The organism is Streptomyces sp. NPDC047014 (assembly GCF_040644195.1).
Classification (GTDB): Bacteria; Actinomycetota; Actinomycetes; order Streptomycetales; family Streptomycetaceae; genus Streptomyces.
In genome coordinates this window covers 46,538-69,287 of sequence record NZ_JBEYVX010000031.1, presented here as the reverse complement: position 1 = coordinate 69,287, position 22,750 = coordinate 46,538, and the positions used below count along the sequence as shown (strand labels likewise).

Annotated in this window: 16 protein-coding genes and 1 pseudogene; 7 read left to right on the top strand and 10 right to left on the bottom strand. The window is 73.8% G+C overall.

The genetic code is table 11. From position 1 onward, the window contains the following. Nucleotides 1–48: 48 nt before the first annotated feature. The 4 genes and pseudogenes from ABZ873_RS18955 (at nucleotide 49) to ABZ873_RS18940 (ending at nucleotide 6,683) form a co-directional block, all read left to right on the top strand. A complete protein-coding gene (locus ABZ873_RS18955; RefSeq protein ID WP_360872920.1) occupies nucleotides 49–882 on the top strand; it encodes a carbohydrate ABC transporter permease in 834 nt (277 codons plus the stop codon). A 73-nt stretch (nucleotides 883–955) separates the two neighbouring features. Then, nucleotides 956–3,979: a glycoside hydrolase family 38 C-terminal domain-containing protein gene (locus ABZ873_RS18950; protein WP_360872906.1), complete on the top strand. Its 3,024-nt coding sequence runs from the start codon at nucleotides 956–958 to the stop codon at nucleotides 3,977–3,979. A gap of 155 nt (nucleotides 3,980–4,134) precedes the next feature. Continuing rightward, nucleotides 4,135–6,168: an NADPH-dependent 2,4-dienoyl-CoA reductase gene (locus tag ABZ873_RS18945; RefSeq protein ID WP_360872903.1), complete on the top strand. Its 2,034-nt coding sequence runs from the start codon at nucleotides 4,135–4,137 to the stop codon at nucleotides 6,166–6,168. A gap of 102 nt (nucleotides 6,169–6,270) precedes the next feature. Next, a pseudogene (locus ABZ873_RS18940) lies at nucleotides 6,271–6,683 on the top strand (PaaI family thioesterase). A gap of 70 nt (nucleotides 6,684–6,753) precedes the next feature. On the opposite strand, the gene ABZ873_RS18935 reads toward ABZ873_RS18940, so the two are convergent. The 5 genes from ABZ873_RS18935 to ABZ873_RS18915 form a co-directional block, all read right to left on the bottom strand. After that, nucleotides 6,754–8,328: an alpha/beta hydrolase gene (locus ABZ873_RS18935; protein WP_360872901.1), complete on the bottom strand. Its 1,575-nt coding sequence runs from the start codon at nucleotides 8,326–8,328 to the stop codon at nucleotides 6,754–6,756. 168 nt (nucleotides 8,329–8,496) lie between these two features. Further along, nucleotides 8,497–9,045 carry a hypothetical protein gene (locus ABZ873_RS18930; protein ID WP_360872898.1) on the bottom strand — a complete coding sequence of 183 codons (549 nt, stop codon included), beginning with the start codon at nucleotides 9,043–9,045 and terminating at the stop codon, nucleotides 8,497–8,499. Nucleotides 9,046–9,159: 114 nt separating this feature from the next. After that, a complete protein-coding gene (locus ABZ873_RS18925; RefSeq protein ID WP_360872895.1) occupies nucleotides 9,160–10,176 on the bottom strand; it encodes an SCO0930 family lipoprotein in 1,017 nt (338 codons plus the stop codon). Nucleotides 10,177–10,303: 127 nt separating this feature from the next. Next, nucleotides 10,304–11,719, bottom strand: a complete 1,416-nt coding sequence (locus ABZ873_RS18920) for an NADH-ubiquinone oxidoreductase-F iron-sulfur binding region domain-containing protein (RefSeq protein ID WP_360872892.1) — start codon at nucleotides 11,717–11,719, stop codon at nucleotides 10,304–10,306. A gap of 26 nt (nucleotides 11,720–11,745) precedes the next feature. Continuing rightward, complete coding sequence (locus ABZ873_RS18915; RefSeq protein ID WP_360872889.1) at nucleotides 11,746–12,579, bottom strand: hypothetical protein; 834 nt, start codon at nucleotides 12,577–12,579, stop codon at nucleotides 11,746–11,748. Nucleotides 12,580–13,167: 588 nt separating this feature from the next. Between ABZ873_RS18915 and ABZ873_RS18910 the strand changes: the two genes are divergently transcribed. Beyond that, nucleotides 13,168–14,451, top strand: coding sequence for a helix-turn-helix domain-containing protein (locus ABZ873_RS18910; protein WP_360872886.1), 1,284 nt, complete (start codon nucleotides 13,168–13,170; stop codon nucleotides 14,449–14,451). A 338-nt stretch (nucleotides 14,452–14,789) separates the two neighbouring features. On the opposite strand, the gene ABZ873_RS18905 is transcribed toward ABZ873_RS18910, so the two are convergent. From ABZ873_RS18905 to ABZ873_RS18890, 4 genes are all read right to left on the bottom strand, one after another. After that, nucleotides 14,790–16,166: a DUF1996 domain-containing protein gene (locus tag ABZ873_RS18905; RefSeq protein ID WP_360872883.1), complete on the bottom strand. Its 1,377-nt coding sequence runs from the start codon at nucleotides 16,164–16,166 to the stop codon at nucleotides 14,790–14,792. A gap of 9 nt (nucleotides 16,167–16,175) precedes the next feature. Beyond that, the gene (locus ABZ873_RS18900; RefSeq protein ID WP_360872880.1) at nucleotides 16,176–16,817 is read right to left on the bottom strand and encodes a DUF4142 domain-containing protein; all 642 of its coding nucleotides are present in this window, start codon (nucleotides 16,815–16,817) and stop codon (nucleotides 16,176–16,178) included. 401 nt (nucleotides 16,818–17,218) lie between these two features. Continuing rightward, complete coding sequence (locus ABZ873_RS18895; protein ID WP_360872877.1) at nucleotides 17,219–17,920, bottom strand: sigma-70 family RNA polymerase sigma factor; 702 nt, start codon at nucleotides 17,918–17,920, stop codon at nucleotides 17,219–17,221. A 157-nt stretch (nucleotides 17,921–18,077) separates the two neighbouring features. Next, a complete protein-coding gene (locus ABZ873_RS18890; protein ID WP_360872874.1) occupies nucleotides 18,078–18,746 on the bottom strand; it encodes a hypothetical protein in 669 nt (222 codons plus the stop codon). Between the two features lie 226 nt (nucleotides 18,747–18,972). Here ABZ873_RS18890 and ABZ873_RS18885 point away from each other — a divergent pair, with 226 nt between their 5' ends. Both ABZ873_RS18885 and ABZ873_RS18880 read left to right on the top strand, forming a co-directional pair. Continuing rightward, nucleotides 18,973–20,223 carry an MFS transporter gene (locus tag ABZ873_RS18885; protein ID WP_360872872.1) on the top strand — a complete coding sequence of 417 codons (1,251 nt, stop codon included), beginning with the start codon at nucleotides 18,973–18,975 and terminating at the stop codon, nucleotides 20,221–20,223. Beyond that, nucleotides 20,220–21,380, top strand: coding sequence for a sugar ABC transporter permease (locus tag ABZ873_RS18880; protein WP_360872869.1), 1,161 nt, complete (start codon nucleotides 20,220–20,222; stop codon nucleotides 21,378–21,380). Before ABZ873_RS18885 ends, ABZ873_RS18880 begins: the two co-directional genes overlap by 4 nt. Here the strand turns inward: ABZ873_RS18880 and ABZ873_RS18875 are convergent. Continuing rightward, entirely contained in the window at nucleotides 21,367–22,536 is a 1,170-nt protein-coding gene (locus ABZ873_RS18875; RefSeq protein ID WP_360872918.1) for an acyl-CoA dehydrogenase family protein, read from the bottom strand. The two genes, ABZ873_RS18880 and ABZ873_RS18875, sit on opposite strands and share 14 nt — an antisense overlap. Nucleotides 22,537–22,750 lie beyond the last annotated feature (214 nt).

The window sequence follows — 22,750 nt, the reverse complement described above, 5'->3', positions numbered from 1 at the left end:
GACGTCCCCGTCGGCACCACGGTCGGTAGACCCGGCGCGCCGGACGCGGTGGAAGCCGCCCCGCGCCGCCGCCCGCTCGGGCCCGCCGCCCGCTACGCCACGCTCGTGCTGATGCTCGTCGTCATGCTGGGCCCGATCGTGTGGCAGTTCCTGACCTCGCTCCGCGGCCGCACCGAGAACGTCTACGACGGGGTGCTGCCCGCGCGGCCCACCCTGGACAACTATGTGCGGGTCGCCGAGTCCTTCCCGCTGCTCCAGTACGCGGGCAACACCCTCGTCGTCGCCGCCCTCGCGATCACCTCGAACCTGGTCTTCTCGGCCATGGGCGGCTACGCGCTCTCCCGTGCCGCCTGGAAGGGCCGCGAGACCGTGTTCACCGTGCTCGTGGCGACCCTGATGTTCCCCTTCGAGTCCGTCATGATCTCGATGTTCCTGACCGTCCGGGAGATGGGCCTGGTCGACACCCTCATCGGGGTCTGGCTGCCCGGCGCCGTCTCCGTCCTCAACATCATGGTGATGCGGGCCGCCTTCCTCGCCGTACCCAAGGAGATCGAGGAGGCCGCCGTGCTGGACGGGGCGGGCGAGTGGACCCGCTTCACCCGGGTGTTCCTGCCCTCCGCCAAGGGGGCCCTGGCCGTCGTCTGCATCACCAGCTTCATGGGTGCCTGGGACGACTTCCTCTGGCCGCTGCTCGTCCTCACCGACAGCGAGCACTACACGCTCCAGCTCGGCCTGAAAACCCTCGCCGGCGCCACCACCGTCAACGACCAGCGGCTCATCGCGGCGGGCGCGATGGCCGCGTTCCTGCCGATGATGCTGCTGTTCTTCGCCCTCCAGCGTTTCTTCTTCAAGGGCGTCGGCGAGGGAGCCGTCAAGATCTGAACCGCCCGCCACCGCCTTCGCGCCGCCCACCTCCGTGTCTCCGTACCGACCCTCTTCTCCGGGAGCCGCCGTCATGCACGACGACCGCAGCATCACCGAACACCGCCTCCGCCGGGTCCTGAGCGAGCGGATCAGGCCCGCCGTGCACACCGGCCCGGTCCCGCTGACCGTCGGGCGCTGGGACGCCCCGGGCGAGCCCGTCCCCGTGGCCGAGGCCCTGGCGGCGTCCTACGTGCCCTGCGCGCCCGGCGAGGTGTGGGGCCCGGCCTGGGGCACCACCTGGTTCAAGGTCACCGGAACGGTTCCCGCCGCGTGGGCGGGCCGGACCGTGGAAGCCGTCCTCGACCTGGGCTTCGACCGGATGATGCCCGGCTTCCAGTGCGAGGGGCTGGTCCACCGGGCGGACGGCGGCGAGGTCAAGGGCCTCAACCCGTACAACGACTGGGTCCGTGTCGGCGACCGCGCGGCCGGCGGCGAGGACGTCGAGTGGTACATCGAGGCGGCCGCCAACCCGGTGCTCGTCGACCACCGCCCCACCACCGAGGGCGACCGGCTGACCAGCGGCGAGCAGCCCCTCTACCGGCTGGGCCGGATGGACCTCACCGTCTTCGAGACGCAGGTGTGGGAGCTGGTCCAGGACCTGGACGTGCTGTACGACCTGATGACGCAGCTCGACACCCGCGACGCCCGCCGCCACGCGATCCTGCACGCCCTCGGCGCGGCCCTGGACGCCGTCGACCTCGACGACGTCCCCGGCTCGGCCGCCGCCGCCCGCGCCCGCCTCGCCCCGGTCCTGGCCGCACCGGCGAACGCCTCCGCGCACCGGATCAGCGCCGTCGGCCACGCCCATATCGACTCCGCGTGGCTGTGGCCGCTGCGCGAGACGGTCCGCAAGGTCGCGCGCACCACCGCCAATGTGGTCGGCCTGATGGACGAGCACCCCGAGTTCGTCTTCGCCATGTCGCAGGCGCAGCAGCTGGACTGGATCAAGACCCACCGGCCGGAGCTCTTCGAGCGGATCAAGAAGAAGATCGCGGAGGGCCGGTTCGTGCCGGTCGGCGGCATGTGGGTGGAGTCCGACACCAATATGGTCGGCGGCGAGGCCATGGTGCGCCAGTTCCTCTACGGCAAGAAGTTCTTCCTCGACGAGTTCGGCGTGGAGACGCAGAACGTCTGGCTGCCGGACTCCTTCGGCTACACCGCCGCCCTGCCCCAGATCGTCCGGCTCTCCGGCTCCCGCTGGTTCCTCACCCAGAAGATCTGCTGGTCGCAGATGAACGCGTTCCCGCACCACACGTTCTGGTGGGAGGGCATCGACGGCACCCGCGTCTTCACGCACTTCCCGCCCGTCGACACCTACAACTCCGACCTCGGCGGCGCCCAGCTGGCCCACGCCGCCCGCAACTACCGCGAGAAGGGCCGGGGTTCCCGCTCGCTGGTCCCCTTCGGCTGGGGCGACGGCGGCGGCGGACCCACCCGCGAACACCTGGCCCGCGCCCGGCGCCAGCGCGACCTCGAAGGATCCCCCCGGGTGGAGATCGAGCGCCCGGACGCCTTCTTCGAGAAGGCCCACGCCGAGTACGAGGACGCACCCGTCTGGGCCGGTGAGCTCTACCTGGAGCTGCACCGCGGCACCTACACCTCCCAGGCCCGCACCAAGCAGGGCAACCGGCGCAGCGAATCCCTGCTGCGGGAGGCCGAGTTGTGGGCCTCGACGGCCGCTGTCCGGGTCGCGGGGTACACGTACCCGTACGAGGAGCTGGAGCGGCTGTGGAAGACGGTGCTGCTGCACCAGTTCCACGACATCCTGCCCGGCTCCTCCATCGCCTGGGTGCACCGCGAGGCGCGCGCGACGTACGCCCGGGTACACGAGGAGCTGCGGGCGATCACCCTCGGCGCCCAGCGGGCCCTGGCGGGGGAGGGCGCCGAGGAGCTGGTCTTCAACTGCGCCCCGCACACCCGGCGCGGCATCCCGGCCGGCGGCGCGGGCCGCCCGGCCGATGCGGCCGAGCCGGTCACCGTCGAGGAGCGGCACGGCGGCGGGCAGGTCCTGGCCAACGGGCGGCTGCTCGTGGAGACCGACGCCCGCGGACTGCTGGTCTCCGTCTACGACCTGGAGGCCCGCCGCGAGACCCTGGCGCCCGGGGCGGCGGCCAACCTGCTCCAGATCCACCCCGACTTCCCGAACATGTGGGACGCCTGGGACATCGACGCGTTCTACCGCAACAACGTCACCGATCTCGTGGCCGTGGACGCCCTGGAGGTTGCCGAGAGCGGCCCGCGCGCGGCGACCGTACGCGTCACCCGCTCCTTCGGGCGGTCGACGGCGGTCCAGACCGTCACCCTGCGGGCCGGGGCCCGGACGGTCGAACTCGGCCTGGAGGTGGACTGGCACGAGACGGAGAAATTCCTCAAGGCGGCCTTCCCGCTGGACGTGAAGGCCGACCGGACCGCCTCCGAGACGCAGTTCGGCCACGTCCACCGGGCCACCCACACGAACACCTCCTGGGAGGCGGCCAAGTTCGAGATCTGCGCCCACCGCTGGATCCACGCGGAGGAGCCCGGCTGGGGCGTCGCCCTGCTCAACGACTCCACCTACGGCCACGACGTGACCCGCGACGTACGGCCCGACGGCGGCCAGACCACCACCGTACGGCTCTCCCTGCTGCGGGCCCCGCGCTATCCCGACCCGGAGACCGACCAGGGCACGCACTCCCTGCGCTACGCGCTCGCGCCCGGCGCGGGCATCGGGGACGCGGTCCGGGAGGGCCACGCCTTCAACCTGCCCGAGCGGGCCGTGACGGGCGCCGGGCCGGTGGCCCCGCTGCTGGCGGTGGACGAGGACGCGGTGGTGGTGGAGGCGGTGAAGCTGGCCGAGGACCGGGGCGGCGACGTGATCGTCCGGCTCTACGAGTCCCGGGGCGGCCGGGCCACCGCCACCCTCACCGCCGGGTTCCCGGTCACGGGGGCGGTGGAGAGCGATCTGCTGGAGCGCCCCCTCGCGGGCACGGCCGTCGGCCCGGTGGCGCCGGACGGCACGGTCGCGCTGACCCTGCGCCCCTTCCAGATCGTCACGGTCCGCCTGCGCCGGGGCTGAGCCGGTCCCGGGAGGCGTGAACTCCGCCACAGGGCGGTCCGGGGGTGCCCGCGAACACGGGGAGCGGGCACCCCGGCGGTTATGCACTTAGTTGCATAACCGGGCGGGACTCGCTAGAACAGGTGCATCACCCCTGTGCGAGGAGGCACACCCCGATGAGTCCGCAGACTTCCCCGAGCCGCTACCCGCACCTGCTCAGCCCGCTGGACCTCGGGTTCACCACCCTGCCCAACCGCGTGATCATGGGCTCGATGCACACCGGCCTCGAAGAGCACGAGGGCGGCTTCGCCCGCCTCGCCGCCTTCTACGCCGAACGCGCCCGCGGCGGCGCCGGCCTCATCGTCACCGGCGGCATCGCCCCCAACGACGCCGGACGCCCCTTCCCCGGCGGCTCCCGCCTCACCACCGAGGAGGAGGCCGCCGAGCACCGGGTGATCACCGAGGCGGTGCACGCCGAGGGCGGGAAGATCGCGATGCAGATCCTCCACTTCGGCCGCTACGCCTACCACGAGGACCTGGTCGCCCCCAGCGCCCTCCAGGCCCCCATCAGCCCCTTCGTCCCGAACGAGCTCAGCGAGGACGAGGTCGAGCAGACCGTCGAGGACTTCGTCCGCGCCGCCCGCCTCGCCCGGCTCGCGGGCTACGACGGCGTCGAGATCATGGGCTCCGAGGGCTACCTGATCAACGAGTTCATCGCCGCCGCGACCAACCGGCGCACCGACCGCTGGGGCGGCGCGTACGAGAACCGCGTCCGCTTCCCGCTGGAGATCGTCCGCCGCACCCGCGAGGCCGTCGGCGAGGACTTCATCATCGTCTACCGCCTCTCCATGCTCGACCTGATCCCCGGCGGCTCCACCCTGGAGGAGGTCGTCCGCCTCGCCAAGGAGATCGAGGCGGCCGGCGCCACCATCATCAACACCGGCATCGGCTGGCACGAGGCCCGCATCCCCACCATCGCCACCTCCGTCCCGCGCGGCGCCTACACCTGGGTCACCCAGCGGCTGATGGGCGCGGTGAGCATCCCCCTCGTCACCAGCAACCGCATCAACACCCCCGAGATCGCCGAGGAACTGCTCGCCGGCGGCCGCGCCGACCTGGTCTCCCTGGCCCGCCCCTTCCTCGCCGACGCCGACTTCGTCGCCAAGGCCGCGGCCGGCCGCCCCGAGACCATCAACACCTGCATCGGCTGCAACCAGGCGTGCCTCGACCACACGTTCAGCGGGAAGATCACCAGCTGCCTGGTCAACCCGCGCGCCTGCCACGAGACCGAACTGGTCCTCGCCCCGACCCGGCTGAAGAAGCGCGTCGCGATCGTCGGCGCCGGCCCGGCCGGACTCGCCTGCGCGGTCTCCGCCGCCGGACGCGGCCACGCCGTCACCCTCTTCGAGGCGTCCGGCCACATCGGCGGCCAGCTCGACATCGCCCGGCGCATCCCCGGCAAGGAGGAGTTCGAGGAGACCATCCGCTACTTCGGCACCCAGCTCGCCGCCCACGCCGTCGACGTCCGCCTGGACACCCGCGCCGACGTGGCCACCCTCCAGGGCTACGACGAGGTCGTCGTCGCCACCGGGGTCACCCCCCGCATCCCCGAGATCGAGGGCGTGGACCACCCCCACGTGGTCAGCTACCTCGACGTCCTGCGCGACGGCGCCCCCGTCGGCGAGCGCGTCGCCGTCCTCGGCGCCGGCGGGATCGGCTTCGACGTCGCCGAATACCTCACCGACAGCGGCGAGGGCGCCTCCCAGGACCCGGCCGTCTACTTCCGCCACTGGGGCGTGGACACCGACTACGCCGGCCCCGGCGGCCTCACCGCGCCCGAGCGCCCCGCGCCGCCGCGCCAGGTCCACCTGCTCCAGCGCAAGGCCACCAAGGTCGGCGCCGGGCTCGGCACCACCACCGGCTGGATCCACCGCGCCGAGCTCAAGCACCGCGGGGTGGTCTCCGTCGCCGGAGCCGCCTACGACCGCATCGACCACGAGGGCCTGCACATCACGGTCGGCGGCGAGCAGCGCCTCGTACCGGCCGACACGGTGGTGCTGTGCACCGGGCAGGAGCCGCGCCGCGACCTGTACGAGGCGCTGCGCGCGGCCGGGGTCGACGCGCACCTCATCGGCGGCGCGGACGTGGCGGCGGAACTCGACGCGAAGCGGGCGATCAAGCAGGGGACCGAGCTGGCGGCCCGCCTCTGAGGTCCGGCGGCTGAGGTCCAGCGGCTGGGGTGCGGCCTCCGAGGTCCGGCCTCTGGCCGAAAGGGGATTGTGGCGGTCCGGCGTGGCCGCCACAATCTCCCGGTGACGTTCTCTCCCGCAGACGCAGACAAGATCCTCACCGACAACTTCGCCCCCTGGGTGCTCGCCCTCGGGCTGACCGTCCAGGAGACCGGCGAGCGGCACGCCGTCCTGCGGCTGCCCTGGTCCGACGAGCTCGCGCGGGACGGCGGGGCCCTGTCCGGGCAGGCCATGATGGCCGCCGCGGACACCGCCACCGTCATCGCGATCTCCGCGGCGCGCGGCGGGTACGGCCCCATGACCACGGTCCAGCAGTCCACCAGCTTCCAGCGGCCGGTGGCCGACGCCGACGTGCTCGTGCACGTCCGGGTCACCACCTCGGCAAGCGCATGGCCTTCGCCGACATCACCCTGACCCCCGAGGGCGCCACCGAACCGGCCGCCACCGCCTCCACCGTCTACGCGCTGCTCGGCTGAACCACGGCGCCCGCGGGGACGCCCCTCCCGGTGGGAAGGGGCGTCCCTGCGCCCGTGCGGGCGGCGGCCGTCAGAAGCGGCCGGGAGCACCCGGGACGGGCAGGCGCCCGTCCGGGGCGGTCAGGCGCTTCCCGGCGGCGGACGGCGCCGGGTTCTGGCAGGTGACATCCGCGGCCGGCAGCCGGCCCGTCGTCAGATAGGCGTCGACGGGCGCGTTGGCGCAGGAGGCCGGGTCGAAGACGTACACGCCGTGGCCCTCACCGCCCGCCGCCAGCACCATCCGCGAGCCCTTGAGCGCGCGGTGCAGGCCCTGACCGCTGGTCAGCGGGGTCTGCGAGTCCCACTCGTTCTGCACGGTCAGTACGTTCGCCGTCCTGCGCATCGGCGTCGCCGCCTCGACCGGGCGGTCCCAGAAGGCGCACGGCTTGATGTTGGACGCGAAGTCCCCGTACAGCGGGTACCTCACCTTGTCCTTCGCCGCGTCCCGCTCGTACTGCTCCGTGTAGCGGGGCCAGCTGCCCGTGTCGGCGCACACCACCGCCCAGAACACGGCCGAGCCGTTGTCGCTCACGGGCTCGGCGGCCCGGACGCCCAGCAGCAGCCGCTTGACCTCGGCGGGGTCCGCGCCCGCCGCCGGGGGCCTGCCCTCGGCCGCCGCCTTGAGCGCCGCGACCATGGGGGACGCCTGCGCGGGATAGAAGAACGCCCCGCGCGCGGTCCGGATCATGTCGCCGTTGATCTTCTGGCCCTGGAAGTCGATGGGCTCCCGGTCGGCGCGCGCCACCAGCCCCCAGAAGGTCGCGGACACCGCCTCCGGGGTGTCGCCCAGCCCGAACTCCGCCGAGCGCTCGGCTGCCCAGCGCGTCCACCGCGCGAAGGCGGGCTCGGCCTCGGTGGCCCACACCTGGATCATCCCGCGCCAGATGCGCTGCGGGTCGACGCCGCTGTCGAGGACGAAGCGGTCGGTGCGCTCCGGGAACATCTGGGAGTACACCGCGCCGAGGTAGGTGCCGTAGGAGTAGCCCAGGTACGAGAGCTTCTTCTCGCCCAGCACCTCGCGGATGGTGTCCATGTCGCGCGCCGTGTTGCGGGTGGTGATGTGGGGCAGCACCGCGCCGGACTTCTCCCGGCACTTGTCGGCGACGGTACGGGCCCACGTGACGTCGGAGGCGTAGGTCTCGGGCCGGTAGGGCCGGTCGAACGCCTGCTCCTCCTCGCTCAGCCCGCAGGTGAGCGGGCTGCTGGCGCCCACGCCGCGCGGGTCGAAGCCGATGAGGTCGTAGCGGTCCCGTACGTCCTTGGACATCGCGCCGTCCATCAGCAGCGGCAGGTCCAGCCCGGGGCCGCCGGGGCCGCCCGGGTTCAGCAGCATGACGCCGTGCCGCTTGGCCGGGTTCTGGCTCTTCATCCGGGATATCGCGAGGTCGATCGTGCCGGCGTCGGGGCGCCGGTAGTCGAGCGGGACCTTGAGCGTGGCGCACTCATACGTGGCGGGCTGGTCGGCGCTGCAGCGCTGCCAGGCGGGCTTCTGCCGGAGGTGGTCGGTGCCGGGGGCGGCGGCGGCCTGGGTCGCGCCCAGCAGGGGCACGGTGGTCGCGAGGAGCCCGGCGGCGGCGAGCAGTGGCGCGAAGCGTTTCAAGCGCACAGGGTGGTTCCTTTCGGTGAAGTCTCCTACCGCTCCACCCTGTTGCACAGGTCCACACCACCGAATCATCCGGAAGGGCCGTTCCTCCGTGGTACTCGGGAATGAGCCGCGATCAGGACACTGGCCGACACGCCGGAGGTCGTGCCGGAAGTCGCTTCGGCTGTGAACTCAGCCGCCGGAGGCCGGAGTTGTGGGGGCCGTGTGTCCGGCGTGGCCGCCGCCCGGGGCCGTGCCGGGGGCGGGGGAACCCGCGGGGGCGCCGTGGGTGTCGCCGGTCTCCACGGATCCGCCGATCTTGCCGCGCAGGGGCTCCAGGGCCTCCTTGGGGGCGGTCACCACCCAGCGGTCCCCGACGAGGTAGGCGCCGCCGTACGCCCGCGCCTCGTCCAGCCACGCGCGCAGTCCGCCCTGTGCGGCGAAGGTGAGCATGCGGTAGGCGACCGGGCCGTTCTGGCAGCCGCCCTCCCGCAGCTCCTCGGCCTCCACGTTGATCTGCGGGGTGCAGCCGATGGCGGTGGCGATCGCCTCGATCGAGGTGCCGGGCGGCGCGGCCTCGGAGGGGGCGGCGGAGGCGGCGGCCGAGGCGGAGCCGGCGACGGAGGCTTGTGCCGGGCGGGGCTCGGCCGCCGCTCCGGAGCAGCCGCCGCACAGCAGGGCGGCGGCGCAGACCGCGGCGGTCAGCCGCCCGGTGCGGCGGGCGGCGGCGGTGGACGGCATGGCGTACCTCGCTGACTGTTCGGGCTGTCGGGCTGTTCCGGCTCGACAAGGGATCGTGGCGCCCGGGAGGGGAGGGCCCGGGCGCCACGCGTTCTTCGGGGGCTCCGCGGGCCGTCAGCCGGCGGACTTCGCCTTCTTGCCCTTGTCGGTCACGGCGAACCAGAGGTTCTGCTTGTTGTGCCCGTTGATGTCACCGGCCGCCTTGTCACCGGTGAAGGTGTACATCGGCCAGCAGTCGATGGTCAGCTGCTCGGTCCCGTCGGGCCGCTTCACCGTTCCCACCAATTCGGCGGCAATTCCCTTCACCAATGCCTTGTCGACCGGCTTCGCGGGCTTCCACGTATCCAGGCAGGCGCCCAGGCAGCCGATTTTCATCGGCCAGGCGCTGTCCTTGTCGAAGCGGTAGAGCGTGCGCCCTTCCGCGTCCGCGATGATGGGGCCCAGTTCGGAATTCCGGTTCACGCTGAGGGCGTCGCTCCTGGCCGCTTCCCCGGCCCCCGCGGCCTCCCCGCTCCCGGCCTCCTCGCCGCCGCCCTTGGGGGCCTCCGCGCCGCCTCCGCCGGGGGCCGCGGGCTTCCCGCCGGGGCCCAGCGCGTGCCAGGTGCCGCCGACGCCCTCACCGAGCGTGTCGCCGGCCTTGGCGTCCTTCGCGTAGCGGTAGACCGGCCAGCCCGCCAGAGTCAACTGCCGTGTCCCATCAGCGCGTTGGACCGACCCGAGCAGGGTCTTGTCAATGCCCTCGCCCGCCTGCGCGTCATCCGCGGCCACCGGCGGCCAGGCCGTCGCGCAGTCGCCCTCGCAGCTGGACTTGGGCGGCTTGGGCGTGTCCTTGTCGAAGCGGTAGAGGGTGAACCCGGAACTGTCGGTGACCGTCGCGCCCAGCGACTGGACCTCCTTCACCTGCAACTGGCCGGCGGGCCCGTTCTTGGCCGCGTCCCCCGCCGGAACGGCGCCCGACCCCGCGCCGCCGTTCCCGTACAGGTCGTATCCGGACCCCACCTGTTTGGTGTCGCCGACCGGCTGAACCGAATCCCCCTTTCCCGCGGAATTGTCGCCGGAGCTGCATCCGGCGGTCAGCAGAAGTGCCGCCACGGCCGACCCGGCGAATATTCCACGATGCAACTTCTTCACGATCTCTCCTTCAGGTCGGATACGCGATTCCATGTCCTGGGTAATTGATACGGGGCGTGTGGCGGGGAAAACCGATATCACTCGGAATTTGTCAGATCGCGCCAACATTGAACCCGGGGGGGCTGGTTCAGTCCTGGATCCGCAGCGCGAGCGCCGGGCAGCGCCGCACCGCGCGCAGCGCCTTGGGCCGCAGCCGCTCGGGCACCGGCATGGACGCCTGGGCCGGGTAGCCGTCCTCGTCGAGCCGCACCACGTCCGGGAGGATGTCCACGCACAGCCCGTGGCCCCGGCAGAGCGTCCAGTCGACCACCAGCCGCTCCGGGTTCTCGTCCTCGGGCAGCGGCAGTGCCCCCCGGACCCGGCGCCCGCAGCCGCTGCCGAGGGCGTGGTCGCGGAACTCGTCGGGGAAGGAGGCGAGCGCGGAGGCCACGAAGCCCGCCGTGCCGTCCGGATGGCTGCACGCGCCGCGCCGCCGCACCGCCCGCATCCGGGCCTCGATCGTCTCCAGGGCGTTCCTGCCGCCGCCCCGGACCGTGTCCTCCAGTACGTCGGCCAGTGAGGGCAGCCCCCGTACGCAGGGCCCGCACTGCCCGGCCGACTCCTTCGCCATCCAGCGGGTCACCCGGGCCACCTCGCCCGCCGGACAGGTGTCCTCGGGCAGCGGCAGTACGGCGCCCGCCCCCAGGACCGCGTCGAACGAGGCGAGGGAGCCGCGGGAGATGTCCGCGGCGAGCGCCGCCCCCGGGCTGAGCCACCGGCCGTGGTAGCCGCCCACCAGCACGCCCTGGCCCGGATCCATGCCGCACAGCTCCAGGACATAGGGGAGCGGGGTGCCGGTCGGCACCTCCACCACCGTGGCGCCGGCCACCGTCAGCAGGGTCGTGCCCGGCTCGGTCGGCAGGCCGGTCGCCCGGTAGTCCAGCGCCCCCAGCCGGGCCGCGACGGCGAGCTGCGCGTAGGTCTCGGTGTTCGACAGCAGCGTCGGGACCCCGTTCAGGCCCCGGTCACTGGTCCGTACCTTCTGGCCGGAGGGCAGGGTCGGCCCGCCGTTGAGCCCGTTCACCATCGAGGTGCCCTCGCCGGTCACGAAGCGCTCGGGCAGCCGCACCACCCGGGTCCGGCGGCCCGCCGGACCGCGTTCCGCGATGGCCTCGCGCAGCGACTGCTCCACGTCCTCGCGCGTGACGCCCAGGACCACGTCGTCGGCGTTGAGGGCGGCGGCCGCCAGCAGCGCGCCGTCCAGCACCAGGTGCGGGGCGTGCAGCAGCAGCCCCTTGTCCTTGAGGCAACTGGGCTCCCCCTCACTGCCGTTGACGACGACGGCGGTCTGCCCGTCGCGGTCGCGGGCCGAGCGCATCACCGCCCGCAGCTTGCGGGCGAAGGGGAAGCCCGCCCCGCCCCGGCCGCGCAGATCGATGTTCTCGGCGAGGTCGACCAGCTCGTCCGGGCGGTAGCGGGGCATCTGCCCGTGGGTGGTCAGATGGGCGACACGGTCGAGCCGGCCGATCTGGTCGAGACCGGCCAGCAGCCTGGGGGTGCCCACGCAGCCGAGGCTGGGGCGCGGGCCGCTCATGTCCACCGCTCACGGGTGGCGAGGCGCTCGGTGTCCCCGCTCCCGGCGCCGCCGCGGCCCGAATCGGCGTAGGCGGGCCGCGCGTAGACCGCCGTACGGGGCGGCTGCTCGGGCCGGGGCGGCTCCGCGGGCCGCGGGGGCTCGGCGGGCCTCGGCTCGCGGCGCGGCCGGGGGATGGGAACCGCGGCCGGTTCCGGCGGGCCGGCCTGTCCTGCTGTGCCGGAGGATGACTCGTTCAGCCGGGACCTGAGCCGGTAGGCGAGGATCGCGGCCACCCCGGCCAGGGCCAGGGCGTACGAGAGGGTCACCCATGTGTCGGCCGGCCGGCCCGCCTTGAGCCCGTGCACCAGGGAGGCGCCCCAGGCCGGATAGGCGCCCATGTGCAGGGCCCGCCAGAGCATGGAGCGCTTCTTCGTCGCGAACACACTGCGGGCCGCGCCCGAGATGGCCACCGCGAGGAAGAGGTATCCGGCCAGGGTGCCCAGCCCGATCAGGACGGGCCGGGAGTCGTCGGTGAAGGGCAGGACGGCGGCGGACGCGGAGGTCTGCTGCTCCGCGATCTTCACCCAGATGTGAAGGGCCAGGAAGCCGAGCCCGGACACCGCGAGCCCCCGGTGCACGCCCTGGGCGAGCAGCCGGTGACCCGATTTCAGGACCTGCCGGTCGGTGGCCACCAGCCCCCACAGGACGGTGGAGGTCAGCGAGACGAGCGAGAGCACGCCCGCCCCGAAGTCGAGGAAGTCCCACAGCTGGCTGAACGCGCCCGCGCGGGCGGCCACGGTGAGGGAGAGGACGGCCGCGCCGACGGCGCAGATCGCGCCGGGGCTCATCCGGCCGGCTGTCGGAAGGAGGGAGGGCCGCCGGACGGCCCTGCGGCCGGTGGCCTGGACCGGCATCGATGCCGCGTGGCGGCTCTTCCGGCGGGCTCTGTGCGGGCGAGGCATGTGAGGCTGGGGCAGGGGCATCCAGTTCTCCTGTGCGCCTGGGCTCCGAGCACTCCACCTGGCGCTCGGCGCCCTGGGTCGTTGTCGTCAGTGCCCGGCAGCGCTTGAAACTCCGCGCCGGCCGCGGGAACTTGGGGCCGGAGTGCAGCAGCATCGTGGAGCTGCACAGCACCTCCACGGGATTTATCGAAACGTGATAATTTCTCGCACCGCGTCTCCGACGCATCGAACAACACCGGAAGATTCCCCTCCAGCGGAGGTTGCGACAGGCCACCGCGCCGCCCGCCACCTACGCGTCCCCGACCGTAAAAACACGGTAAAACCGGGGATCCGTAGGTGACCGGACCTCTCAAGAAGGGAGTGCGAGGGCCGCAACTCCCGTGCCAGGCAACATTGTTGGCGCGGGGGGCAACCTCGGCGGGCTTGCCACACCCCTCTCGGGCAAGCCTCACCCCGGCACGAACGAGGAAAACGATGTGCGAACTTCTGAACCGCATCTGGTCCCGCCCACGTGGCGAGTGGACCCGCGTCCTGCGCAGGGAACTCCCCGCGCTGGCCGCCGAGATAGTGGAGGAGCTTCTGCATGGAATTCCGGAATTTTCCGCCCTTATCGATGACAACGATGCCATTGATGAAGAAGTGCTCCGCCAGGCAGTCGAGGAAGCCCTCCTCACCGCCCTCGGCTACCAGGCGCACTCCAGGGAGCACGGACCGGACGAGAACGAGGACCCGGCCGAGAGCCAGGTCGAAACCCAGGCCGGAGCCTGCGCCAAGGAGGCGAGCAGGGACGAATGCGAGATCATGCACGAAGGCAGGGAAGAAGGAGTGCGCGAGGCGGTCCGGGAGGTCGCCCGTGACGGCACCCGCGAGGACGGCTTCCGCGACAGCGCCCGGGACAGCCTCCGGGACACCGTCCGGGACGGCATACGCGACAGCGCCCGGGACGGCGGCGCCCGCGGCTACGAACGGGCGCGCCACGAGCTGTTCAGGGCGCTCACCGACGACCGCGCCGCATCCGACAGCTCGCTCGTCGAGCTCGCCGAGGCGGCCGGCTGGCCCCTCCCGCTGGCCGTCCGGGCCATTGTTCCGGCCACGCCCGGCGAGGCCCAGCAGCTGACCGGCCTCCTGGACGACGCCCTCGTCGGCGTCTTCGCCGGCCGGCCCTGCCTGCTGGTCCCCAGCCCCGACGCGGACGTCCGCGGCCCGCTGGAACACCTGCTGCGCGGCCGGTTCGCCGCCGTCGGCCACGCCGTACCGCTCCGTGACACCGCCTCCTCGCTGCGCTGGGCGCTGCGCCTGATCGCGCTGACCCCGGCGCGGCCGGGCATGGAGCCGCGGGCGGTGTTCGTGGACGACCACCTCTCGACCCTGCTGCTCCTCCAGGACGAGCCGCTGGCCCACGCGCTGGCCGCCCGGTGGCTGCGCCCGCTCGCGGATCTGACCCCGCGCCAGAGCGAGCGGCTGGAGGTGACCCTGCTCGCCTGGCTGGAAGGCGGCGGGGCCCCCGAGGCGGCCAAGGCCCTCAGTGTGCACCCGCAGACCGTGCGGTACCGCATGCGCCAGCTGGAGAAGCTGTTCGGAACCGGTCTGCGTGATCCCCGGACCCGGTTCGAGCTGGAGATGGCCCTGCGCAGCCGCCGGCTGATGGCCCAGGTGCGGCGTCAGCACTCGCGCGTCAGCCGCAGGACGGCCCGTGTGATCCAGGCCGACTTCACCCCCCTCGTCGTCGGCCGCATGGCCCGCGTCAACGGCCTCTGACACCACCCCACCCCCCCCTCCGGCCACAAGCCCGGCCCGGCCCCCCACCCACGGGGCCGGGCCGGGCTTCTTCGTACGCGCGCGCCCCCGCACCCGCGAGTCCGTACCTACGGCCCGTACCTCCAAGCCCGTACCTACAGGCCCCTGCCTACGAGCCCCCGTACCCGCGAGCCCCCCACCCCCGCGCGCCGCGGTGCCCGGCCGCGCCCGAACGCGGCCGGACACACAGAAGCGGTGTCGGCCCGAAGCCGGCTTCGGGCCAACACCTGTCCCGGGCGGGCGCGGCGTGGGGTGAGGGGGCGCGCCCGCCCGGGAGTGGAGGGGAGTTCCCGCCGCCGTCAGCGGCAGTTGCGTCCTTCGTTGATGCAGCCGACGGCCTTGTTCATCAGGTTGTTCGACATCACGTTGATGAAGTCGTCGTGGTCGGTGATCGGCTTGTGCAGCTGCTCGGGGAAGGTGTCCACGGCGATCCGCGCCCCCGGCGCCACCCCGTAGGTCAGGCGCATCACCAGCTGCGGTATGGCCTTGAAGCCGTTCTGGCAGCGGCCGTTCTTGTCCGGGAAGGCCACGTGCGTGCGGTGGTTGGCGCTGTCGATGTTCTTGCCGTCCCAGCAGCTCTGGAAGGTGAAGCTGCGCACCACGTCGCTGCCCTTGGGGCAGACCGGGTACTTGTCCTTGAGCTGGCGGTTCTCGAAGCCGGTGCAGCTCCAGGAGGAGTTGGCGTTGGCCGTGCCGTTGGTGAACGCCTTCGCGTCACCGGTGATGATGCGCAGGAAGCGGGGCATCGCGGTGACCTTGTCGGTGGGGCTGCCCTTGAAGGTGATGGACACCTGCTTGGGCTTGAGGATCGTGCCGACGTTGGCGTCCTGGCCGCCGCCGGGCGCGTTGGCGTCGCGCTCCGCCCTGCCGTCGCGCAGGCGCAGCACGGGCCAGTAGTAGCTGGACTGGTCGCCGTTGGTGCAGGTGGTGCCGGAGCGGGCGAGGCTGTCGTTGGTGGAGAAGGCGTCGGTGGAGTTGTTGCCCACGTAGTCGTGCATGTGGTGGGCGCCGTTGGAGACGCCGGGCGCGACGATCACGTTGTCCGGGTTGAAGTGGCCGTTGTCGTTGCGGCCGCACTGCGAGGTGAACGAGCCGGTGGAGGCGCCCCGGCCGGGCGCGGGCGTGCGGACATTGGGCCGGACCCGGGTGATGTCGGCGAAGTCGCTCTTGGCCGGGCCGGCCTTCTGCCCGGCGGCGGAGGCCGCCACCCCGGCGTTGGCCGCGGCCGCGCCCTCCTGGGCGTTCTCCTCGGGGGCGGGTGCCTTCTTCATCTCGCAGGCGCTCAGCCGGCTCAGTTCTCCCGGCCGCTGGCCGCCCCGGCCGATCGCGTCCTGCATGCCCGAGATGGTCTTGTCCCGCTTCTGCTTGAGCTCGCCGAGCAGCTGGTTGCCCTGGGCCTGCCCGGCGGCGAGCCGCCGGTAGGCGTCGGCCACCTGGTCGTCCAGCTTGGCCAGGCCCGTGTCCACCTCGGCCTTCGCCTGGTCGGGCACGGCCTTGATCTGTTCGCCCACGTCCGGGCAGTCGATGGTGGAGGTGAGCCGTCCGGCACGGTCCTCCTGTCCGGCGTTGGCGTTGCCGGCGACGACGGCGACACCGCCGCCGCCGAGGACGAGCGCGGAGACCAGTCCCAGCACTTTCGCCGTCAACCGGGGGCGCTTGTGGCCCTTCTGACTCATGAGATCACTTCACTTCTTCGGGGGGACAGTGTCGGAGAGCGCGTCGAAGTCGACCAGTCCGGTGTCCTCAAGGACCGTGATGTGGTCCAGGACGGTGGTGTTGGCGGACGTGGCGAGCGCCCGGACCATGGAATTGCGGGTCTGAGCCCGGATCCCGGCCAGGAGTGCGAACACCTTTCCGTGAGCGCGGCGCAGCAGGTCCACGAAGATCCGTTCGTACTCGTCTCCGCGGGCGCGGCTCATCTGGCCGAGCCAGTCCTGCTGCTGGGCCGAGGGCTGGTTGGGGAGATCGATGCCGAGGGCCTGGCCGACCTGGATGACCTGCCGGTCGAGCTCGGTGTGGCCCTCGACGAGATGGTCTCCCGCGGTACGGATCGCGGGCTTGCTCCCGCGCTGCTGGGCCTGCCGGCCCGCGGGCAGCTCCCACAGGCCGGCGAGGCGGACCTTGCGCACGAAGTCGCGGTCCGCGGCCGTCAGCGGCCCGAAGGCGGTGCTGATCGTGCCGAGGCCGTCGTCGTCGGCCGCCGCCGGGGTGGCCGCGGCGGCCTGGGCCCGGTTGCCGAAGCTGTCCACCGGGACCAGCAGCGCGATCAGGGTCAGGGCGAGGGCGGTGATGACGATGCCGCTCGCGAGCGAGTATCTGGTGGCCACCGACCAGCTGCTGATGCTTCTCCGCCGCGTTGAAAGCAATGTGCCTCCTTGCTCCGTGGGGCCGGGAGGTGGCGGGGCAGGAGGGGCCGCACGCCGTGCGGTGCACACCCGCATTCCCGGGGGTGTCACGGGACGCTAGTGGCAGGCGTGTCGGCGCTGCGGGAGGAAGTCACCATCGGACAAACATCAGGGGGACTCCCCGAAAGGCTGATATCTTGCCGCGCGCGCCCCCGTCTCGGCCGGGCCGCCGCGCGGTGCCCTCGTACGGGCGTGCCCGCGTGCGCGACAGGATGGCGCGGGCCCTGAACTCGCCCTGCTGGAGCGGTGGTTGAGCATGCGGCGCAGGGGCCGGGCGGGGCGTGTACGACGCCCCGCCCGGCCCCTCCGGCCGTCCCGGGAGATCAGGCGGTGGCCGCCGCCAGGGCGGTCTCGCGTGCCGCCCCGGGGGCGGAATCCGGCCGCGCCCCCGCCGCCGTCCCGTCCGGCTCCGCCACGGGCGCCGGGGCGTCCGTCAGCAGGGCGATCAGGGAGGTACGGGCGCGGGCCACGCGGGAGCGCACCGTTCCGATCGGGCAGCCGATCGCCGTGGCCGCCTCGGCGTAGGGCAGCCCCAGCAACTGCGTGAGCACGAAGGCTTCGCGCCGCTCCGGGGGGATCGTCGCCAGCAGCTCCGCCAGCGCGATGCCGTCCTCGAAGCCCGGTACCCCGTACGGCTGGGCCTGTTCGGCGGCCGTCTGCCAGTCGCAGCGGTCCGAGAGTCTGGGGCGGGCGGCCGCGTGGCGCAGGCTGTCCACGACGGTACGGCGCGCGATGGACAGCAGCCACGTCCGCGCGGAGGAGCGGCCCTCGAAGCGGTGCAGCCCGGCGAGCGCCCGCAGGAACACGTCCTGCGTGAGGTCGTCGGCGGCCTGGGCGTCGGCGCTGAGGTAGGCGACGTATCGCCAGACGTCGCGGTGCAGCGCGCGCACGAACCGGTCGGTCTTCACCCGGTCGCCGTCCCGGGCGGCCAGCGCCAGCCGGGTCACCTCCGCGTCGGAGTCGTGGGTGTGCCGGGCCGGCCTCTCGGCGGCGGGACGGGTGGGGGCGTGCAGGGCAGGAGTCATCGCCAAAGGTCCTTATGTACAAGGGGAGTCCGGCGCCGCGAGCGGAGTCGCGGACCGGTGAGGGGTGCGGCCTGCCGGAGGGCATGACCGAGGCCCGAGGCACGGGGGTCGACCGCGACGGGAGGAAGGTCGCGGGCACGGCTCGGGTGACCGGCTGTCAGAGGACAGCAGACTCCGCCGGAGGACCCCTCGAGGTGATGGCGTGTACGAGGAACAGCCGGCGCGGCGCGCGCTGCCGGCGGCGTCGGCCCATCCGCTGCCGCGGCGGGACCTCCACCGCGGCCGGCGGGCGCAGCAGCAGACCGAGCGGGGTCCACAGCCGGGCGGCGACCGCGCGCAGCACGCGGAACGCGGCGCGCTCACCGTGGGCGAGCCAGAGGCCGCACAGGACGGCGGCCAGGAGGTGGACGGCCAGCATGCCGGCCGGGGACATCAGGGCCGGGGGCAGCCAGTCCGCCGGGGCGGAGGCCATGTCGTGGCCGGAGCCGAGGGAGCTCATGGACCCGGCGGAGGCCAGGTCCGCCGCCCCGTGCGGGCCGTGCGCGCCGTGGTGGGCGTGCGCCGCGAGGGCGGGTGATCCGGTGCCCGGCGTCGGCCGGGCTTCCGGGGCCGGGGACTGGGCCAGGGAGAAGACCGTGTGGAGCACGGCCTGCGCGAGGACCGCCGCCGAGGTGACCGCTAATGTGCCGCGCTCGCGTCCGGCGAGGGTCCAGGCCGCCGCCGAGGTCCCGGCGAAACCGGCGGACAGGGCCCACCAGGGCACCGTCGCACCGGACATGAGCACGTGTCCGACCGCCGCGAGCACCACACAGAGGGCTGCGAACATCGCAGCCCTGAGGGCACGTGAACAGCGGACCGGCTTCATGGCGGGCTCATCCTCGCACCGGCCTCCCGAGCGGCACACCGTGGTGCGCACTTCCGGACAAGTTCCCGCGGCCCACCTTGTCAGAAGGGGGTCGCCTGCCTCATGTGGTGCAGGGCACAGAGGAGAGCGGGGAACCGTCCCGCCGCTCCGACCGACTGCCTACCCGGGCGGTCGGAGAGTTCAACCTATGGGCGAGGGAGAGTTTGTGGCGGCGGAGGGTACGGCGGCCGTGACACCGGCGAAGACGGACGACGGCGGCGGCGACGACCGCGACGGCGGCGGCTCGGGGCGGCAGCTGACGGCGCTGCTCACCTGCGCCATGGCCTTCTCCATGCTCCAGTTGTTCCTGCTGGGAGCCCTCGGGCCACGCCTCGTGGCCGAACTCGGTGTCTCGCCTGCGGTGTTGGGCCTGACTACCACCATCGGCTTCGGCACGGCCGCCGTCCTGTCGCCGGCCGGCGGGCGGATCGTGGACCGGATCGGACCGCGCCGCTCGCTCGTCGCCCTGCTGCTGGTCTCCGCGGTGGCGCTGGCCCTGATCGGCGCCGCGCCCGGCGCCGCTCTGCTGCTGGCCGCCGTCGCGCTGGGCGGCGTACCGCAGGCACTGGCCAATCCCGCCACGAACAAGGCGGTGCTGCGGGCGGTCCCGCCGGAGCGGCGCGCGGCGGTGACCGGGCTCAAGCAGTCCGGGGTGCAGCTCGGGGCCTTCGCGGCGGGCGCGCCGCTGGCGCTGCTCGCGGGCGGGATCGGCTGGCGCGGGGCGGTCTGGGCGGGTGCCGGGGCCGCGCTGCTCGCGGGGATGTGGGCGCTGCGCGCGCTGCCCGCCGATCCGCCGCCGGGGCCCGCGGGGCCGCGTACGGCGCTCGTACCGCGCGGGATGGTGGCCTGGCTGGCGGCCTTCTCGCTCTTCCTCGGAGCCGGGATCGCCTCGGTCAACACGTACGTGGCCCTGTTCGGCGTCCAGCGGCTGGGCCTGGGCCCGACCGCCGCGGGCGCGCTGGTCGCCGTACTGGGCGTGGCCGGGATCGCGGGCCGCGTCGGCTGGTCGAAGGCGGCCCGCCCCGGCCGTGCCGAGTGGCTGCCCGGACTGCTGGCCGTCGGGGCGCTGGGCGCGGCGGGCCTGCTGGTGGCGGCCGTACTGGTGGCTCCGCTGGTGTGGCTCGGCGCGGTGGCGGTCGGGGTCTTCGCGGTCGCGGGCAACGCGGTCTCGATGGTCCTGATCCTCCAGCGCGCCGCCCCGGGCCGCGCGGGCCAGGACTCCGCCCTGGTGGCGGCGGGCTTCTTCGCCGGCTTCGCGGCGGGCCCACCGCTCTTCGGCCTCCTGGCGCAGAGAGACCAGTACGGGCCGGCCTGGCTCCTCGTGGCGGCGGAATTCGCCGTGGCGGCGGCGACAGCCATCACCTGGGCCGCCCGGGACCGCGCGGGGGTGCGGCGATGACGGCGGAGGAACGGACCGCCCCGGGGCGCGCCGAAGCAGGCGCCGCGGTGCCCGTGCCGGTGGACGCGCGGTGGGTGGAGGGTGCGCTGGAGCTGGTGATGGAACGGGTGGCGGGGACCGCTCGTGAGGTGGGGGAGCGGTTCCCGTTGTATGCCGGGGCCGGGGACGGCCGCTGGGCCACCACCGCGCGGGGCTCCTGGACCGGGGGGTTCTGGGCCGGGCTGCTGTGGATGCGCGCCCGGTACACCGGGGACGCGGGGGACCGGCGGGCGGCCCTTGACTGTACGGCTCGGCTGGAGCAGTGGACCGGGGCCGATACCGCCACGCGGGGGCTCATCTTCTGGTACGGGACCACGCCGGCGGGGGACGAGCCCGAGGCCGTCGCCCTGCGGGAGCGCGCGGCTCGGGCCTGCCTGGCGGACTTCGACCACGGGCTCGGGATCCTGCCCTGGGGCGGGGCGCTGGGCGGGCCGCGCCTGCTGGCCCGGGTGGACGCCGTGCCCGGTACGGTGCCGCTGCTGGCGGCGGCCGGGGCGCGGGGCGCGGAGGCGGCCGCCTCCCATCTGGAGCGGCACCTCGACCTCTGCCTGGACCGGCGGGCCGACGCTGCGGCGGGCCTGTACCCGTGGTTCCGCCCCGCGCTGGACTTCGACGCGGTCTGCGGGTGGCGGCCCCTGGCCGATCCGCCGCAGGGCTGGACCCGGGGCCGGGCCTGGCTGCTGCTCGCGGCCGCCGACGCACTGCTGCGCCCGGACACCGCCGCCGGTCCCCGGGCCGCCGAGGCCGCCGCGCTGCTCCTGGAGCGGGGCGGATTCCTGTCCGGGCCGCCCGTACCGCCCGCCGACACCGACCTGCCGGACGGCGGCCCCCTGGACAGCTCCACCGCCGCCATCGCCGCGGTCGCACTGCTGAGACTGGCCCGCGTGCCCGGCCCGCGCGCCGCCTGGTACGCGCACCGGGCCGAGACCGTGCTGCGCGGACTCGTCGGCTCGCACCTCACCGGGCGCGGCGAGGACCGCCCGCCCGGCATGCTGCTGGACGGCTGCTACGACGCGGCCAAGGGGCTGGCGGTCCGTCATGAGCTCGTCTGGGGAGACTACTTCCTCGCGCTGGGGCTGTCGGCCCTGCACGGCTCCGTCGACCTCACCCGCGTGTAGCCGCGCCGTAGTCCCGCAGCACCCGCCGGGCCACCGCCGTGATGTGCAGCTCGTCGGGCCCGTCGAGGATCCGCGCGGCCCGTCCCGTACGGAACAGCGCGGGCAGCGGGGTGTCCGGGCCCAGCCCGGCGGCCCCGTGGACCTGGATGGCGGAGTCCGCCACCCGCTGGAGCATCCGGGCGGCGGCCACCTTCGCCAGACCCACCTCGGTCCGGGCGTCCCGCCCGGCGGCGACCAGTGCCACCGCCTCCATGACCAGCGGCCGGGTGGTGCGCAGCGCGAGCAGCGCGTCGAACACGTGCTGCTGCACCAACTGCTGCTCGGCGAGCGGCCCGTGGGACCCCTCGTGCGTCGCGGCCCGCTCGCACATCAGGTCGAAGGCCCGCCGCGCCTGCCCGAGCCACCGCAGGCAGCGCAGCGTACGCCCCAGCTGCAGCCGCTCGCCCGCGATGTCCAGGGCCCGGCCCGGCTCCGCGAGGAGGTGGTCGGCGGGGACGCGCACCCGGTCGAGCTGGATCTCGTACGGGCCGGAAGCCCCCAGCACGGGCAGTTCGCGTACCACCCGGAAACCGGGCGAGCCGGTGGGTACGAGCAGCAGCGACAGGCCCTCGCGGTCCCCGGCGGCGCCCCCGGTGCGGGCCAGGACCGTCACCAGGCCGGCGCCCGCCGCGCCGGAGGTGAACCACTTGCGGCCGGTGACCAGCCAGCCGCCGTCGGGCTGCCGCTCGGCCCGGGTGGCGGTGCGCAGCGGCGCGGTACCGGGCACCCCGGGCTCGGTCATGGCGTAGCAGGCCCGGATCTCCCCGGCGACCAGCGGTTTCAGATACGCCTCGCGCACGCCGGGGCTGCCGTGCCGCGCCAGCATCCGTACGTCGAGCAGCGCGGCCGATCCCACGGCGGCGGGCCCGTGGTCGCTGGCCCCCTCCGCCTCGGCCAGCTCCGCGTACTCCTCGAAGGGCAGCCCGCCGCCGCCCAGTTCGGCGGGGAGCGGCAGCGCCCACAGGCCCGCCGCGCGGGCCTCGTCCCGCAGGGCCGCCAGGATCGCGGCCGCCCCGGGACCGCCCGCGTCCAGCGCGGCCTCCTGCGGGAAGACGCGCTCGCGGACGAACCGGGCCATGCGCTCGCCCAACTCCGCTCGTGCGGGCGTCCGTTCCAGGCCCTCGGCGTTCTCCGTGCGGCGATTCTCCACTGTCTGTCTCCAATTCCCCGGTGTTTTCCGGGCCCTGCCGGAATTCGCGGGAGCGTGCGGGAACTCGTACGAACGGCCGAGCGACTGTCTGTCCGTGGAACTGGTCGGGCGTACACGCTCCCCGGTTCCCGCATCCCGCAAGACCCCGGCTGCGGCCATCGCCGCGCCAGGAGAGGAGAGG